The sequence below is a fragment of the Sarcina sp. DSM 11001 genome (assembly GCF_900101015.1).
Classification (GTDB): Bacteria; Bacillota; Clostridia; order Lachnospirales; family Lachnospiraceae; genus CAG-791.
Map to the genome: position 1 here is coordinate 35,782 of NZ_FNFZ01000025.1, position 15,802 is coordinate 51,583.

At 47.8% G+C, this 15,802-nt stretch carries 15 protein-coding genes and 1 pseudogene; 5 read left to right on the plus strand and 11 right to left on the minus strand.

Going from position 1 to position 15,802, the window contains the following annotated elements:
* Nucleotides 1-52: 52 nt before the first annotated feature.
* From BLT02_RS12920 to BLT02_RS17935, 3 genes and pseudogenes are all read right to left on the minus strand, one after another.
* Nucleotides 53-1,798: a DUF2075 domain-containing protein gene (locus BLT02_RS12920; RefSeq protein ID WP_242869811.1), complete on the minus strand. Its 1,746-nt coding sequence runs from the start codon at nt 1,796-1,798 to the stop codon at nt 53-55.
* A 162-nt stretch (nt 1,799-1,960) separates the two neighbouring features.
* Nucleotides 1,961-2,374 (minus strand): hypothetical protein, encoded by a 414-nt coding sequence (locus tag BLT02_RS12925; protein WP_092996285.1) that lies wholly within the window; start codon nt 2,372-2,374, stop codon nt 1,961-1,963.
* A 19-nt stretch (nt 2,375-2,393) separates the two neighbouring features.
* Nucleotides 2,394-2,495: pseudogene (locus BLT02_RS17935) on the minus strand (ArsC family transcriptional regulator); the annotation flags it as partial.
* A gap of 740 nt (nt 2,496-3,235) precedes the next feature.
* Between BLT02_RS17935 and BLT02_RS12940 the strand changes: the two are divergent.
* Nucleotides 3,236-4,378: a hypothetical protein gene (locus BLT02_RS12940; RefSeq protein WP_092996291.1), complete on the plus strand. Its 1,143-nt coding sequence runs from the start codon at nt 3,236-3,238 to the stop codon at nt 4,376-4,378.
* 158 nt (nt 4,379-4,536) lie between these two features.
* On the opposite strand, the gene BLT02_RS12945 is transcribed toward BLT02_RS12940, so the two are convergent.
* From BLT02_RS12945 to BLT02_RS12960, 4 genes are all read right to left on the minus strand, one after another.
* Nucleotides 4,537-5,169 (minus strand): DUF5052 family protein, encoded by a 633-nt coding sequence (locus BLT02_RS12945; RefSeq protein WP_092996294.1) that lies wholly within the window; start codon nt 5,167-5,169, stop codon nt 4,537-4,539.
* 190 nt (nt 5,170-5,359) lie between these two features.
* Nucleotides 5,360-6,361 carry a TFIIB-type zinc ribbon-containing protein gene (locus BLT02_RS12950; RefSeq protein WP_092996297.1) on the minus strand — a complete coding sequence of 334 codons (1,002 nt, stop codon included), beginning with the start codon at nt 6,359-6,361 and terminating at the stop codon, nt 5,360-5,362.
* Between the two features lie 55 nt (nt 6,362-6,416).
* Complete coding sequence (locus BLT02_RS12955) at nt 6,417-6,833, minus strand: iron chaperone (protein WP_092996300.1); 417 nt, start codon at nt 6,831-6,833, stop codon at nt 6,417-6,419.
* 164 nt (nt 6,834-6,997) lie between these two features.
* Nucleotides 6,998-7,669, minus strand: a complete 672-nt coding sequence (locus BLT02_RS12960) for a hypothetical protein (RefSeq protein ID WP_092996304.1) — start codon at nt 7,667-7,669, stop codon at nt 6,998-7,000.
* Nucleotides 7,670-7,872: 203 nt separating this feature from the next.
* Between BLT02_RS12960 and BLT02_RS12965 the strand changes: the two genes are divergently transcribed.
* The 3 genes from BLT02_RS12965 (at nt 7,873) to BLT02_RS12975 (ending at nt 10,343) form a co-directional block, all read left to right on the plus strand.
* Nucleotides 7,873-8,631 (plus strand): AzlC family ABC transporter permease, encoded by a 759-nt coding sequence (locus BLT02_RS12965; RefSeq protein ID WP_092996307.1) that lies wholly within the window; start codon nt 7,873-7,875, stop codon nt 8,629-8,631.
* Nucleotides 8,624-8,947 (plus strand): branched-chain amino acid transporter permease, encoded by a 324-nt coding sequence (locus BLT02_RS12970; protein ID WP_092996310.1) that lies wholly within the window; start codon nt 8,624-8,626, stop codon nt 8,945-8,947. Before BLT02_RS12965 ends, BLT02_RS12970 begins: the two co-directional genes overlap by 8 nt.
* A gap of 97 nt (nt 8,948-9,044) precedes the next feature.
* A complete protein-coding gene (locus tag BLT02_RS12975) occupies nt 9,045-10,343 on the plus strand; it encodes a glycoside hydrolase family 10-like protein (protein ID WP_092996313.1) in 1,299 nt (432 codons plus the stop codon).
* A gap of 294 nt (nt 10,344-10,637) precedes the next feature.
* Here BLT02_RS12975 and BLT02_RS12980 read toward each other — a convergent pair whose 3' ends face one another.
* The 3 genes from BLT02_RS12980 to BLT02_RS12990 form a co-directional block, all read right to left on the minus strand.
* On the minus strand, nt 10,638-12,752 hold the full coding sequence (locus BLT02_RS12980; RefSeq protein WP_092996316.1) for an ABC1 kinase family protein: 2,115 nt from the start codon (nt 12,750-12,752) through the stop codon (nt 10,638-10,640).
* 16 nt (nt 12,753-12,768) lie between these two features.
* Nucleotides 12,769-13,320, minus strand: a complete 552-nt coding sequence (locus tag BLT02_RS12985; protein ID WP_175453834.1) for a DUF308 domain-containing protein — start codon at nt 13,318-13,320, stop codon at nt 12,769-12,771.
* Nucleotides 13,321-13,397: 77 nt separating this feature from the next.
* Nucleotides 13,398-14,327 carry a putative ABC transporter permease gene (locus BLT02_RS12990; protein WP_278277412.1) on the minus strand — a complete coding sequence of 310 codons (930 nt, stop codon included), beginning with the start codon at nt 14,325-14,327 and terminating at the stop codon, nt 13,398-13,400.
* 478 nt (nt 14,328-14,805) lie between these two features.
* On the opposite strand from BLT02_RS12990, the gene BLT02_RS12995 reads away from it, so the two are divergent.
* Nucleotides 14,806-15,342 (plus strand): methylated-DNA--[protein]-cysteine S-methyltransferase, encoded by a 537-nt coding sequence (locus BLT02_RS12995; RefSeq protein WP_092996327.1) that lies wholly within the window; start codon nt 14,806-14,808, stop codon nt 15,340-15,342.
* 241 nt (nt 15,343-15,583) lie between these two features.
* On the opposite strand, the gene BLT02_RS17230 is transcribed toward BLT02_RS12995, so the two are convergent.
* On the minus strand, nt 15,584-15,757 hold the full coding sequence (locus BLT02_RS17230) for a hypothetical protein (RefSeq protein ID WP_175453835.1): 174 nt from the start codon (nt 15,755-15,757) through the stop codon (nt 15,584-15,586).
* Nucleotides 15,758-15,802: the final 45 nt, after the last annotated feature.

The window sequence follows — 15,802 nt, forward strand, 5'->3', positions numbered from 1 at the left end:
CAATAACATAGGATGTTACAATCTTTTACAGTATGCTCTTTTGTCAGGCTTTTTATTGTATTCCGGGATTGTATGCCCTCAGTCTTTGTTTCATATATTCCTTCATTCCCGGGTCTGTACAATAGACATAACAGCCTTTCATTCCGCGGGTCATCAGGGTTCTATATGTGTTTTTTATAATCTCGTCAGCTCTTCTCTCTGCCTCTTCAGAGTTCTGTTTATAAAGCTTTTTGATACCTTTCAAAGACTGGTCAGTTTTGGCACGTTTAGTAAAGTCTGTAACTATATGACCATTTTCAAAACGCAGATCGTCCCCTATGATCACTCCAACATAGTCAAATTCAAGTCCTTGTGTGGTATGGATGCAACCCGCCTCGTTGACTGAGTTTTTTCCAATAGCAAATGCCTCACCGGAATCCAGATTCCAGCTGATTCCAAAATCACCAATCGTAATATCATGAAATCCAGTATCTTTTCGATGCTCTTTCGGCCAGTTCCAGCAATACCCTGCCAGGATTCTGGCCCGGTTTGCTAATCTGTTTTTCTCGATTATTCTCGTGCGTACTTCCTCCGGTGAGTCAAAGATCTGAAAATCAAAATCCAGGCCTTCCAATGTATAATTGGCTGTATTTCGTATTTCAAGAACATCATCCACCCATGCAAGATATCCATTTGAGCCATTACAGCGGAACTGGGAAACCAGTTCCATTTCATAGATCTCCGAGCCCTCTTCGTCTGCCCATTTTTTGATTTCCTCTACAGATCCGATATCGTCCATGGTGACACGTTGACTCTCATCGATAAAAAATACAGAACAGCCCGCCGCGTGGATCACCTCTTTAATCTGGTTCTCTCCCATGTTATGAAACATACCGGATTTTTCATTCAACCGATGCGCTTCATCAACCAGCAGAGTGTGGACCATGTTTTTACCGGCTTCCGTATATGTACCGGAGCCTTTAAACATATTATCAACACTGCTCTTTTTTACTTTTCCTTTCAGCTTTACCTTATAAACATCTCTGGGGGCGCTGTTTTTCGAAACATATTGTACAAACTGACCGCGTTGTGTGAGTTCCGCTAATAGTTGAACAGCAATAACACTCTTTCCTGTTCCGGGACCTCCTGTACAGATGACAGTTCTCTTTTTATGGTCTTTCCAGCACTTTTCAGAAAGCTTAATGATTTCTTCATAGACCACACGCTGTTCATCAATCATGATGAATTCTTTATTGCCTTTTATCATTGAAGCAACCGCGTTCTGCAGACTTTTAGAAGGGCGGATTTTTCCATGATCAATGCGATACAGCACTTCTTTATTATCGCCTTTTCTCACACATCTCTTTATAAAAGCCCTCAGTCCAGGAATCTGTCCATTTGTAAAAGCCGGTGCCTGACTCGTATAGGCATCATATTGGCTATCATCAAGAGGGTCATTGTCCTTCCGATAATAATTATGAAGATATGCACAGGGTTCAAGCCTGACATTGTCATCCTGGACAGCGGTATTATAATCAGAAATCAGCTGAGCATAGGACCAGGCCTGATAAGATGGGTGTACTACCTTTCTTAGTGCATTACCTGTGTACGTTTCCACAAGTGAATCACTTTTGTCGACCTTTTCAAGCTTACTCCACTGCTTCAGTTCTATAATCACCATTCCGGGATTTCCGTTTTCATCATATCCCGAAATCATAAAGTCCACTCTCTTTGCAGTCTGAGGAATATTGAATTCGATAGCTATTCCTGCATCAAAAGGAATCTCCGGGTCATTCATAGCCTTGTACATATATTCCATGGAATTGACCCATGACTTGAATTCATTCTCCGGTGTATGCCTTCCCATTTTCCGCAGAATGTTGTCCCGGATTTCGTCCGCAATCGTGTCATTTTCTACGCTATAGATAAAATCACTTTTTATACCATCATAAACAATCATCTTCAGATCCTCGTCTGCAAACTATTTTCCACAAATATAAACAGCCTTTTCCCATGCATTTTTCAGAGAAGTCTCATGCAGGGGCGAAAAATGAGTATATAGCCATTCAGGGGAGACCATTTTCATCATTTTCCTGAAGGAAAGCCCTTTTTCATAGTGGGTATACACATACAACTCTGCCAGCCAGTGCAGGATAATCTGATCCGCCTCTTTCTGTGTGATTTCCAGATTATTTTCCCGGAGAATATCATTGTACACATTGATCGGCTGTTTCAGGACATGGTATTCAGAGCCTGCATCTGCTCGAATGCGGCTATCGGTTCTGCTGTAGGCCTCAATTAAATCGAGGGCATTGTATGGTGAATCCGCAAACAAGTCAAACAATTGGATCACATGTCTGCGATCCACTTCCCTGATCAATTCATCTTCTCTCATGGTATCTCAAGCCTTTTTATTTGAGGGCAACAGACTGAAGCTTAATCCTTCTTTCCCTGAAATACCTCTCTGCCTTGCGGGTATCCACGGTTTTCTTTGTGCTGAAGATCTGCATATTCATTTTGTACTGCTCCAGGGAATACAGGTTTTTTCCTTGTCTGAAAACAGCTGCTTTCCAGCTGTGAGCCTACTCAATCTCAATAATATCTCTCGGCTGACATTTCAGATACTCACAGATCCGGTCAATGATTTTATCATTAACCATCCTGCCTTTTCCCATCTTCGATACAGTAACCGGGCTAAGGCCGACGTCATCGACCAGGTTCTGTTTCCGTAATCCGTTCTCTTGTAACATTTTCCATAAGCCACTATAAGAGACTGTCATACTTTTAACTCCTTCTAAAAAACTATTTTTTGCTGAGCAAGTGCAACAATAAACACTTTTAACCAGTAAAGTATATCACTTATTTGCCAAATGCTCTACGATTAAATGTAGCTTATTTATTGAACTTTATTGAGGCTTTATTGAAGGATTTGTTAAAACTTATATTGAAAAAAGCCCATTGCCCGAAAGTAATGAGCGCAGTGGTTTCCCTTGCTTTCGGACGCATTCAGGACCATCCTGGTCACGCCATTTTTTAAAGATAATTGATCGTTCAGGCAGGCTGAAATCTTGATTTTTTCAGGTGTAACCTCCACGGGATAATATTCGACTTTTTATACAAAGAATAGTAAAATTACATTAATCAAAAAGAGTTCCTGCATCTCCCCGGGCGGGCGGGATCTGAAGGCTTACAAGTGTTAGTTTTTATTCTTCTATTTTTATTCTTCTATTTTTATTCTTCTATAAGGAGGCAGACGATGAAAAAGAGGGTGGCCGTTTGTATCTGCTGTATTGCCATGCTGTGTACTCTTTTCAGGATACAGAGTCCGGTGATGGCACAGGATGTATCCGCAGAGGGAAATACGCAGCGGGAAACCGGGTCTGAGGAAAGCGCCGAGACCGTGTCAACAGACAGGGTTTTATCAAATGGTCTTTTTTCAGTGACCATGCCGGAGGATGTCGAGGGGCTGTACGAAGGTATTATTGAAGAAAATAAGATCGTGATCTGTGACAAGAAGTCCCGTGAGGAGAAAGCCGGCGGGCAGGTATTTGAGATTTCTGCAGAAAAGACCCCCATGGAATACACCAGAAATCCTTCATTGAAAAAGTATGGTGAGCTGACGTCCGGAGACGGAGCTGTCTATGATATGACACTCAGCCGGCCCACAGATGTGCGGTACACACCTGTGAATGGCGGCAAGCCGGAGTCCTATTCCAGGCTTCAGGAGAAAGCTCAGCAGGTCATGGATTCCATAGCCAGTGCGGACGGTGGTTCCTATTCCGCGGGTGCGGGAATGAAGGGGGAAGACCTCTATCAGGATGTGTTGAAAAAGTATGTGACGGCAGTCACTGAGAGATGGAATGCCGCCCGGCTTGAAGAAGAAGAAATGAGCCCGGCCTACGAGCTGATCGGAAAAATCTATGGCGAAGCTGCTCTTGACCATATTTACTACGCATATACTGACCTCACGGGTGAAGGCGTGGAGGAGCTCCTGATCGGTGAGATCCGCGGCGAGGACCGGAAACTGGCAGCTTACGATATTTATACAATCGACGATCACAAGCCCTTCCATTCCCTTAGCGGTTGGAATGAGAACTGGTATTATGCCGGAGAGCTCTATTTGATCAATGTGTATAAAGGCGTAAATGATGAAGAATACTGGTCCGTTCAGGATGAGGATTACACTATAACAAATAGTAAGGCGAAAGGTTTCTCAAATGGTTTTGATACATTCGTGATCGACCGCAGTAAGAATGAGGACCAGCCCTGGTTTATCTCCGGCTACAATGGGTCCTGGCAGAATGTCACTCAGGAAGAATATGAGGAAAAATTCAACAGAAGTGTAAAGCTGAAAGAGCTTGAATCCAGGCCTTTGTCGGAACTGTCAGCAGGACAATAAAAAAGGCCAATACAATAAGGCCAATAAAAAAAAGGGAGCTGCGCTCCCTGGAATTTTTCTATGCTCCTGTCCTTTATGATCCGGCCGGATCAGTAGTCCGGCCGGATCATGTTACCTTCACTTTTCGAACTGCCTTCAGGAGTAATCTGTTTTCTGCCCTAATCCAGCAGCGATTTATCGATGATCTGGAAGTTTGCCCTGTGGATATAAAGTGCCTTTCCATCAATCATCAATTTTGTAAATCTCGGCAGGTCCTCCTCGATCTCCCAATATACTTTTTTTCCTGAAAATGCATAGATCGGGGCTCCCATCTGCGATTTGATGACTACTACCATCGGTTTACCGAATTTATTTTTGATACTGTTTATCTTTCCGCTGATCAGGGTCGAATCCATGATCCCGGAGGATGTACTTTCTATTTTGTCCAGGTAAAATTCATGGTCCGGAGTGAGCCGCGTATCGTAGAAAACACAGGTATCGCCGCAGGAGATCAGCTGCCTGCCGTCAATCGTGATCGTGATCACAGAGCTTAAGGTCTTGGTCGAATACCATTCATCCGTATTGGAGGCATAGGTCTTTTCCTCGACAATGTTGTTATCAATGTCGATCCTTTTTCCATGGGTTCTCATGGTACGGATCCCGGTATTGTCAAACGTGTCGATATAGTACTCATTTCCGATGATACTTCCATGGAGATCATGTATCCCGCTTCCCGTCTTTGCACAGCCGGCCAGGGCTGTCATCAAAAGCAGCAATACCGCAATTGTAAGAGCTTTTTTCAGCTTCCTCATAGTCCGCTCCTTCGTTTCATTGGTTTTAAGCAGTCCTGTGACTTGCTTCAGTCAGAGATTTCTTTATCAGATATTTGTCTGCTGTTTCTGCATCGGTTTTTCTGTTTTTCCGCCTGTATTTCTTTGTCTGTATTTCTTTGTCTGTTTTTCTTTGTCTTTTTTTCTGCGCATGTTATCGGCTGTCAAAATGTCAGTCCGCCAGGTGGTACCCGTCCCTTACGTGGCGAAGGTTTGCCTCCATTTCGGCGGCATCGGTCCAGCCGGAAAAGGACTGGGCATAAGAAAACCCCTGTGTATATCCAAAGTTAAAGCCCTGAAGGCTTCCATAGCCAGCCGTCAGCACCCCGTCTGCCGGGATCTTTAAGTCGGTATAGCGGCAGGCTTCGTAACCGGTGAAGACCGTTCCGTCTTTTCGCGTGACGTTTACTTCGTAAGTGTCGTAGAGTACATTGTGCTCATAGGAGGTTTCTTCGTCCGAAATGAACAGGTACATCCGGTAAGGGGTATAAGTCAGATCCCGGGCAAGCGATGAGGAAACAATATCGTCCCAGTCTTCCCGGATGAGGCGTTCGGTGTTGGCGTGGATAGCAGCGAGATTGTCCCCTTCCAGCTGATCAGTTCCTGTCACCCATTCCGTGAGCCCCTCTACTTTAAACTGTTTTTCGGCAGGTTCAAAGCGCCAGCCTGCAGGGGCTTTTGCCTTCACCGTGACCGTGTCGCCGTTGTACAGACCGGTCTCCGGTATGACCTCAAACCGGGATTGATCGGCATACTCCGCGGCAGTGCGGTCGGAAATCTGCAGTTCTGCCCTGCCCTCGCCGGACATACCGGAAAACTTAAGGCTCACAGCAGTGAAAGGATCGGTTGTGCGGGGAAAGGCGAGCTCGTGCATCGGAGAGCCGGGAATGAGTGCATAGATCAGGCATATTCCTGCGATTACGCAAAAAGCGATAAACCAGCCCCTGAGACGGCGCTTGCGCTGTCTGTTTCGCTGCAGGTCCCTGATTTCCTCCTCGGCGCGGGCCTTCGCTATACGCCGCTCATATAACCTCTTCGCGCTCTCATCCTTTTCAATGAGCATTTCATGCCCGCAGTAGGGGCATGCGGCCTTCTTCCCGTCCGCCGACAGTTCCATATTCCCTCCGCAGGAGGGGCAGACAAGCGACAGTGTCTTCATTTTTACCTGGTTCATGTTATTGCAGGCCTCCTGATATGACTGTGATTCTGTAGATTGAGTACCCGCTCATTTAGGGGTGGTTTCCCGTATCCCGGCACCAGGCGGCTATCTCCGCGATCAGGCTCAATGGAAGCTCTACTGAGCAGGGTATTCGGATCGCCCCTTTGCTGTATGGACAGCCTGCCTGATCAAGCTTTTCCGCAAAGTGTTCTACAGCCTCAGGACCGGGATAGAGGCCAATGTGTTTTTTCGCTGCGGCAAAATGAATGATATTGTGCCCCTTCCAGTAGGTCGGCATCGACCATGAGATCTTCTCTGTCGCATCCGGCAGTTCACTTTTAAGTACTGACCGGATACTAAGCAGCTGATCCCGGATGCCTTCGTCCTGAGCAAGGATATATTCATCTACCGTTTCCGGTGCTTTCCCGCAGTAATGGCTCTGGTTCTCTTTTTTAAAGGAACGTCCGCATTTCGGGCATTTCCACATGTTTTGATACCTCCGTGTGACTCAGTGTGTTCGAATATCTGTAAAGTCGGACCAGGGGGGCTGTTCCCTGGTCCATTGTGTCTTTTTCAGGATATTAATTGGACTGAGGACCCGTTTTCTGGTCCACTATGAACTGACGAAACCGTTCTCTGGTCCACTGCCCGTTACTTCGAAGAGATTCTGGCATTCACGCATCGCCCGGTGATGTAGGTCCAGACAAAGTCATACGCATCATCCGGAACGTAAATCATCAGATACTGCAGGAAAGTATTTACCCAGATCAGGTTCTCGCTTCTTTTTCCCTTGACTGATCTTACTTTTGAAAAATCTGCGCGGTAGGAATTCGGTCTCATCGACAGGCCGGTTCCCGCAATCACTCCTCCGACATTGCCTCCCGCGGCACTTGCCGCAGCCGACGTAGCTGCGATCGCACGTGTGATCTGAGCCTGATCAGTAGTCTGAGAAAATGCGATCCCCTCATTATTCATTTCATAGATGAGCATATAGCTTCCTTTAAAAAGCTTATCCACAAGCCAGAAGGAAAACAGAACGATCAATATCACAGCAAGAAAAACAAGCCCCAATATACCAAGCGCCCAGAGAGTATTACCGGAGTCTCTTGTCAGAAAGAGCAGGCTAAGGATAATTATCGCGTATGTAATTGCTATAACCTTCAATACAAATTTGAACATAGAAAGGTTTTGCAGCATTTTCAGACAGTAGATCCAGTCATAGGTTCCGTCTTCTTCCAGGAAGATGACATTGAGTCCCAGTTCCCTTGCCTCTTCGGATGTCAATGATCCAGGGTCGAGGCTCTCTATATTTTTGATATCCATACCTGATCCTCCCTTTTGGAATCTGTTATTTGGAATCTCTTCTTTGGAATCTGTGCTTTAAACCGTAAATATATAATCAAATATAACTGTTTTACACGGCAGCTACAAGAGTTTATGGTACAATACTTTTTGTTGAACGCCCGTGTCAGAATCATCACCAGAATGCTTTTCGAAACGGGAGAATTACGATTTGCGGTGAGGTCATGAAAGAATTACGATTTGCAGTGAGGAATACGTTTGCGATCTTCTTCACTTATCTTTTTATTGGAATAGCCTTCGGCATTCTTATGAGCGATGCGGGGTACGGTGTGCTGCTCTCCACTGCCTCGGCTCTCTTCATTTTTGCCGGATCCATGCAGCTTGTCATGGTTCCCATGATGACGTCCGGTGCGTCTCTGATCTCGCTGGCCCTGATGGCTTTTTTCATCAATGCCCGCCATATTTTCTATGGCATCGGGTTTATAGAAAAATTCCGGAGGATGGGATGGCGCTGTCCCTATATGATCATGGCTTTAACCGATGAAACCTATTCCGTGCTGTGTTCTGTGCAGTACGAGGAAGGACTGGACGAGGACAAGGCTGCCTTTCTGATCGCTATGCTCGATCACCTCTACTGGGTGTTCGGCTGCTTTATAGGTGCATGTGCGGGACAGTTTTTACAATTCGATATGCGCGGAATAGATTTCTCAGCCACCGCCTTCTTTCTGGTCGTCGTTGTCAACCAGTGGCGGGAACATCGTTCCAGGCTTCCTTTTTTAACTGCAGCTGTCTGTGCTCTGGGTTTCTATCTCCTGCTTGGCAGTGAATATTTCCTGATCCCGACCCTGGTCACCTGTCTTGCGGCACTGATCCTGCTCCGTAAACCCATAGAAGAAAAGGAAGGCACACAGGAAGAAAAAGAAGATACACAGGAAGAAAAGGTCAGCACACCGAAAACAAGGGAGGGCATAAAAAATGAATGATGCAATCTATCCGATAGCCGTCATAGGTGTCATTGCCCTTGTCACGTGGGCTCTGCGCGCGTTTCCCTTTCTTCTCTTTGGCAGCAGGCCGCTGCCAAAGACGGTACAGTATCTGGGAAGAGCTCTCCCTCCCGCCATCATGACGGTGCTGGTGATCTACTGCCTCCGGAATACGTCTTTCGGGCAGGCTCCCTATGGTATTCCGGAGCTTATTGCCTGTGTGCTGGTCGTGATCCTCCAGACCGTGCGCAGGAATATGTATTTATCAATTGTCGCAGGGACCCTATGCTATATGATCTTAATCAGGGTAATGTGACAAGCAGGCTGATCAGCCGATCAGGCCTCCCTTCTCCGGCTGTATTGCCGACGGCAAGGTGTGGGGCGCGGCTCGGTCGATACGGAGGATTGTATCGATGAACTCTCCTGCCAAAGCAGACGTGGACAGGGTTCCGGAAAGGAGCAAAATGCTTTCAGGTATTTCATTTAAAAAGACGCCGGCATTTCTGTTGATCATGATGACGGCGCTTTGTGTTTTTTTCGGGCTGATGATTATTTTTTCCGGTCAGACGGATGCTTATGCGGCGGGCAGCTCCAGGATCGATGCAGAGACCGATTCAAGTGTTGATCAGGCAGACGGATCAGCCATCACCCCTCACAATGCCACGGCTCATCAGATGAGGGGCATATGGCTTTGCTTTGAAGATTATCCTGCGCTGGGGCTGTCTCTGTCTGTCGATGAGGCGGCCTATCGATCTAATGCGGACAGGTTTCTGACGGAAGCGCAGACCTTCGGAATCAATACTGTGTTCTTACATGCCAGGGCTTCTGACGATGCCTTCTGGCGGAGCGGGTCCTTCCATGCCTCCAAATATGTGGGAGGGGATGAAACCTTACCGGCTGCGGTGGCTTATGATAAATTTGATCCCTTCGGAGTATTTTTAGAGGAGGCGCACAGGTACGGTATTGCGGTCCATGCCTGGCTGAACCCCTACCGTATCTCTACGGATTATTACCTGGATCCCGGAGATGATGCAAGCACAGAGAGAGTGCTCACTGCAGTGAAGGAACTGCTGGCTTATGAGAGCAATGGAGAAAAAGTGGACGGCATCCATTTAGATGATTATTTTTATAATGCCGAAGTTGGATATATCCGGCTTGGACAACCCTCTGACATTTATGTCATCACAGATTCAGAAGCAGCTGTGCCGGAGACCGGGAAATACGCTGTCGTGACGCCCGCCGAAAAGAGGGAAAATGTCAACAAAATGGTAAAGGAACTCTGCCGGGTCGTCCATGAAGCCGGCAGGACCTTCGGAATCAGCCCCGGCGGAAATTATGATAACGATATGAACGACGGCGCGGATATCGATACCTGGCTCTCAGAGGAAGGGTACATCGACTACATCGTCCCTCAGATCTACTGGTCCAACCAGTATGGAGAGGATGGTGACACGACAATGTACACGGACCGCCTGAATCTCTTCCTTGAAAAAAGAAAAAACAAGGCTGATTTCTACGTGGGGCTGGCCCTGTATAAGACTGAGGAAGGACGGGCTGCCGGCGATCCCGGATGGAAGATGAAGAGCACAAACCTGGCTGAACAGATCGCCGAGTTTGAGAGCAGGGACGCTGACGGATATGTACTGTTTTCCGCCAGATACCTCTTCGAAAGCTGTGCCGCACAGGAACTGTTCAATATCAGGGATCATTAGATACCAGAGCCGTCGGGAGATACATCTGCCGACATTTTAAGCATTTCAGCCCTCTTGTCCGAAGTTCTCAGTCAGGCCCCCATATACTGTGATAAAGTCTGCGCGGCGTTGGATACAGTAATCACAATATCGTCAGGCTCCCATATACTGGGATAAAGTACACGCAGCCCTCCGGCTCACGCCAGGTGAAACGGGAAAGCTGGTATTCCCTGAACCAGGGGTTCAGGGAATACCAGCTCTTTAGATGTCACGGCAGGGGCTTGAATCTTCATGACCCAGAACATGCGTGCGGCGTCACTTCTTCTTGTGGAATATTCGCTTGATCGCGAAGAGGATCAGGGATATACCCAGGATCAGGATGATCACAGCGATCAGGGGCATTCCGTTGGGTGTCACCGGTTTGATCTCTGTCTGGCACAGCCTGCACCCGCCGGAAAACAGGACGCAGCCCACGATGACCAGGATCAGATCATTGATCTTCTCGTTGAGGTCCGCGAGCAGGTCTTCATAGCCGGTCAGCTCCAGATTGATCTTCAGTCTGCCCTTAATGATATCGGTCAGGGCGTCGGAGATTACCTCAGGGATCTTGGAAACCTTCCTTCCGGTATCCAGGACGCCCTTGCCCAGGTTCATGATCTCCTTTTCCAGGCTGAAGGATTTCTTTACGCGGTCCATCAGCTTGTCGGAGATCAGCTCAAACAGGTTCAGTTCCGGGCAGAGCTGCTCCATAACGCCTTCTATGGTCAGGAAAGAACGTACCAGCATCGTATACCGGCCCGGCATCACGATGTGGTGTTTGTCCGCAAGGTCGCACACTTCGCCAAGAACCGCCGAAAAGTCGATCTCGTTCAGGCTGGTGACATTCATGTACTTATTGCTCAGGTATTCCAGATCCTCTCTGAGTTTGGTCCTGTCTGTGTGGGCGGAGCTGGTTCCGATGGCCAGAACCCCGTTGGTCATTCCTTCCACATCGCCGGTCAGCAGGCCTATAACCAGATCCTGGAGGGCGTTCATATCAGCCTCGGTGATCTGGCCGATCATGCCAAAGTCGATCCATTCGACTTTGCCGTTACTGGCCATAATATTGCCCTGGTGGGGATCCGCATGGAAAATACCCACGTCAAACACCTGGTGCAGATAGCTCTCCAGAATGTCCCGGCCGGCCTGCACAGGATCAATCCCCTGCTCGATGAGCTTATCCTTTTTGGCGATGGAACAGCCGTCCACATAGGTCATAGTGAAAATGCGCTCCGTCGTCAGCTCGTCGATGACTGAAGGGCAAGTGACCTGTCCGCCCGCAAGAATAACATCTTTAAAGAATTTGGTGTTGGCAGCTTCGATCCTGAAATCCAGTTCTTCCTTTGTGACCTTCTCGAATTCATTGACGATCGTCACCAGGTCCATGGCGTCCTCGCCGTCCTCGGAAGAAGCCACGCCGCCCACCATGGGCGCCAGTTTCTTTAAAAGGTCAAAGTCTCTCTGCATCATCTCCGCGATCAGCGGACGCTGTACCTTGGTGACCACCTTCGTGCCGTCAAGAAGCACGCCGTAGTGCACCTGTCCGATAGAGGCGGATCCGATGGGTTCATCCTGGAATTCGGAAAAGATCTCTTCGATCTTCTTACCTGTCTCCACCTCGATCACAGCGCGGGCAACAGCCGGATCCAGTTCCTTCACATTCTGTCTGAGCTTCTCGAGTTCCTGGCAAAAACTCTCCGGGAATATATCCACACGGCTGGACATGATCTGGCCGATCTTGACGTAAGTAGGACCCAGGTCCTCCAGTGTTGTCCGGAGCTCTACCGGTGTGATGCCGTTCGCGTAGAAATTATGCTTGGCCAGCACAGAGAGCATCTCCGCGGCGCGCTTTTTTTCCTTCTTGCCCTTTTCCTTGATATCCTGATGGAGGAGCTTTTCCAGCTCAGGAGTCATCTCCAGAGGCGTATGCTCGAATCCCGCCTTCATTTCCTCCAGTTCCCTCTGCATATCGTCCTTGCTGCGGGCGGGCGGTTCCGGACTCTGATTCTCTTCTTCTTCCTCAGCTTCTATCCTGGCTCCCCTTTTGATCGTCTCATTGATGGACTGCAGTTCTTCTTTCAACTCCTCCATCCAGTCTTTTTTTCTGTCCCCTGTGTCATCGGCAGAAGGATCGACGGATGAGGTCTCTGCAGGAACAGTCTCCGCGGGTTCCTCTGCAGGATTGGCAGCCTCGGTCTCCACGGGCTCTTCTGTAAGGCCTTCGTCCTGAATCTCGGCAGACTCCTCTGCAGGATTGGCAGCCTCAGTCTCCACGGGCTCTTCTGAAGGATTGACATCCTGAGTCTCCACAGGATTTTCTGTCGGATTTTCATTCTGTACCGGTATAGCATTCTGTCCCGGATCATGGTTCTTTTTCTTCCTGTTACTCATTTCACATCCTCCTTTCTTATTTGTCTTTATGAAGCGGCCACACCAGGATCAGTCGTACAATTCCTGTGGCTGACGAAAACAGAATGACCCCTCCAATCACCTTGACGAAGGAATGTGCCCTGGGCCACCAGGGATTGTTAAAAATAATGACTCCCGATAAAAACAGCAGGATACTCAATATGACCAGGAGCCCCCACCATTTCCTTCCTGCACGGCGGGCATATACCCAGGCATATACAAGGCTGTGTACACCGTCAACCATCAGAAGGATCCCGAACAGGACACTTAAGACCCTCAGGATATTGTCACCTGAAACCAGGATAAAAACGCCCAGAAGGATCAGGAGCAGGGCAACGGTAAACATGATACAGCTGGACAGGTGTTTATCTCCTGCGATAAAATCCCATACCATCACTGTCCCGAGTACCACGATCACATAGCCCAGAATGTTCACGAGCGACGCGTCATACTCCGGCGGGATGACCAGCATAAAAAGCCCGAGAACCATCATTACGATCGAAGTTATGATCGTATGCTGTTTCAGTCTGTCAAGAGCCTCAAAAAGCATATAATTATCCTCCTTTTTAAAAATATTTTGCAAATACAAATGCTGTGAACAGTAAATCAGAGAAATATAACCCCGGATCATTCCGTCCCTTTATGCCTTCCAGTGGGATATTTTACAAAAGCATGGGCTTCCAGACGTCCTTTAAGTCTGTCGATCTCCGCTTTCAGTCCCTTCATCTCATCACTGGCCGTCTGTTCATCATAAAGCAGGGCGATCAGGTCTTCCTGTGCTCCGATCAGATCCGCGCGGATCAGGTGTACAGGCTCAAGGCTGGCAGCGACTTTCTCTGCCTGCGCCTCCAGGTGTTTCTCCGCTTCCTTATGCAGACGTTCCGCTTCTTCCTTCACAGCAGCGAGACGGGCCTGTACGCGCTCGGTCTTATAGACAACATCGGGATAGGCATCCGCAAAACGGGAGTAGAAATAAGACTTGCTCGTCAGAATATGACGGACTTCCTTGCTGATCTCTTCTGTGTTGTCCGCTTCACTGCTGTCGATACCAACCTTGACCAGCTTCAGGACAAAGAAGGAGATCACACAGTCCGCAGCAAAAACCAGCAGAAGGAAGGACAGGACCGCTTCCCTGACTCTCAGCGAAAAGCTGCCGAGGAAGGGATATAACAGAGCCGGATTGATCAGATGTATGATCACCACACCTGCAAGGCCGAAAAGGATCAGATTTCCGATCCAAACCCTTCCATGGAGGTTCATTGGTTTCTGGCTATAGTCCCACCAGCGGGCATGGAAGATCTTTTCCAGGATCAGACTGGTTAAATACTCCACAGCGCCGCAGATCACAAAGGACAGGGCAAAGGTCATGACAAAGCCGGACTCGATGCTGGTGAGCTTCCCGATGATCGCAGTGATCAGCACTGCTCCGCCTCCATAAATAGGCAATAAAGGGCCTGTCAGAAAGCCGCGGTTGATAAACCGGTGATACTGCCTGTATTTCAGAATGACCTCCATGCACCAGCCCCCGAAGCCATAAATGAAAAACAGCAGAAAAATATTAACCCAATATTCCGTAACAGATTCCTCTCTTTCTAAAGTTTTTTATATGTACCATTATACCGTTAAGATAAATACGAAACCAGTTCATATCCTGTTTTTTATCAGTACGGCATTTTGTTGCTGCAGTACACGCCCTATCGAGGGCGTGTACTGCAGCTTACGAAAATCCCATTCCAAATCGCTTCGCGATGGGATTTTCGCCGTAAAACTCGGGTTTTTCGCGAAAAAGCCGCGAAAAACGCCTCGAGTTTCGAGGGAGTCTATACTGTAACATTTTGTTACAAGATAAAGAATCTTATTAAATATAAGTTTTGTCAAGATGAGTGTCAAGGCATCTACAAGTGTTTAGAGTTTATGATAGAATACTTTTGTTGGATACTTGTACTTTGAATACTTGTATAAGAATCATCACCAGGAAGCTCTAAAAAAGATATAATATACTGGCAGAATTTTTCAAAGAATCGGGAGGCCGGAAATGATCTATACCAATAATTATGAATCACCTTTGGGAAGCATTTTGCTTGCCGGTGATGAAGAGGGATTAACGGGACTATGGTTTACAGAAGGCAGCAGGTATAGTGGACTCGGGTTGAAAAAAGATGCCAGTCCACGGGAAATGGACTATTTTGATCAGGCGAAAAAGTGGCTGGATATTTATTTTACCGGCCGTGATCCCGGTTTCTTTCCCAAAATGCACCTGGTCGGTTCAGATTTCCGCAATCGTGTCGGAGAGATTATGTGCGGCATTCCTTATGGGAAGACGGTCACGTATGGATGGATCGCCGATCAAATTGCAAAAGAGCGCGGAATTGAAAAGATGTCCGCACAGGCAGTGGGCGGTGCAGTCGGCCATAATCCGATCTCTATCATCGTGCCGTGCCACAGGGTAGTAGGATCAAACGGAAGCCTGACCGGATACGGCGGAGGAATCATGCGGAAAAAAGCCCTTATGGAACTGGAGGGCATAGATATGAGCCAATTTACAATCCCGGTAAAGGGTACTGCGCTTTAAGTATGGTTGCTGAGTTGAATGGACCGGGGGACAATGGACCAGAACAATGAACCATGCCAAAGTTCCCGGATTCATTGCGGCTGTTTATGATCTCTTACGCTAAAGGAGACGCAGACAGGGTTCCGGAAAGGAGCAAATATGCTTTCGGGTAATTCATCAAAAGAGACGCCGGCATTTCTGTTGATCATGACGGCGGCGCTTTGTATTTTTTCGGGCTGATGGTTATTTTGGCGAGATCCATTTAGATGATTATTTTTACAATACCGGCGATCCCGGGTAGAGATTGAAAAGCACTAATCTGGCAGACCAGATCGCCGAGCTGGAGAGCAAGGGCGCTGACGGATATGTACTGTTTTGCGCCAAATACCTCTTCGAAAGCTGCGCCGCGCAGGAACTTTCCAATATCAGGGGCCATTAGAAACCTGCGCGGGCAGGAGATGCTTCCACGAACATTTTTGGA

Coding starts and splice junctions, on each gene's coding strand:
- BLT02_RS12920 (WP_242869811.1), bottom strand. CDS start 1,798: ATGGAATATATGTACAAGGCTATGAATGACCCGGAGATTCCTTTTGAT.
- BLT02_RS12925 (WP_092996285.1), bottom strand. CDS start 2,374: ATGAGAGAAGATGAATTGATCAGGGAAGTGGATCGCAGACATGTGATC.
- BLT02_RS12940 (WP_092996291.1), top strand. CDS start 3,236: ATGAAAAAGAGGGTGGCCGTTTGTATCTGCTGTATTGCCATGCTGTGT.
- BLT02_RS12945 (WP_092996294.1), bottom strand. CDS start 5,169: ATGAGGAAGCTGAAAAAAGCTCTTACAATTGCGGTATTGCTGCTTTTG.
- BLT02_RS12950 (WP_092996297.1), bottom strand. CDS start 6,361: ATGAACCAGGTAAAAATGAAGACACTGTCGCTTGTCTGCCCCTCCTGC.
- BLT02_RS12955 (WP_092996300.1), bottom strand. CDS start 6,833: ATGTGGAAATGCCCGAAATGCGGACGTTCCTTTAAAAAAGAGAACCAG.
- BLT02_RS12960 (WP_092996304.1), bottom strand. CDS start 7,669: ATGGATATCAAAAATATAGAGAGCCTCGACCCTGGATCATTGACATCC.
- BLT02_RS12965 (WP_092996307.1), top strand. CDS start 7,873: ATGAAAGAATTACGATTTGCAGTGAGGAATACGTTTGCGATCTTCTTC.
- BLT02_RS12970 (WP_092996310.1), top strand. CDS start 8,624: ATGAATGATGCAATCTATCCGATAGCCGTCATAGGTGTCATTGCCCTT.
- BLT02_RS12975 (WP_092996313.1), top strand. CDS start 9,045: ATGAACTCTCCTGCCAAAGCAGACGTGGACAGGGTTCCGGAAAGGAGC.
- BLT02_RS12980 (WP_092996316.1), bottom strand. CDS start 12,752: ATGAGTAACAGGAAGAAAAAGAACCATGATCCGGGACAGAATGCTATA.
- BLT02_RS12985 (WP_175453834.1), bottom strand. CDS start 13,320: ATGCTTTTTGAGGCTCTTGACAGACTGAAACAGCATACGATCATAACT.
- BLT02_RS12995 (WP_092996327.1), top strand. CDS start 14,806: ATGATCTATACCAATAATTATGAATCACCTTTGGGAAGCATTTTGCTT.
- BLT02_RS17230 (WP_175453835.1), bottom strand. CDS start 15,757: ATGGCCCCTGATATTGGAAAGTTCCTGCGCGGCGCAGCTTTCGAAGAG.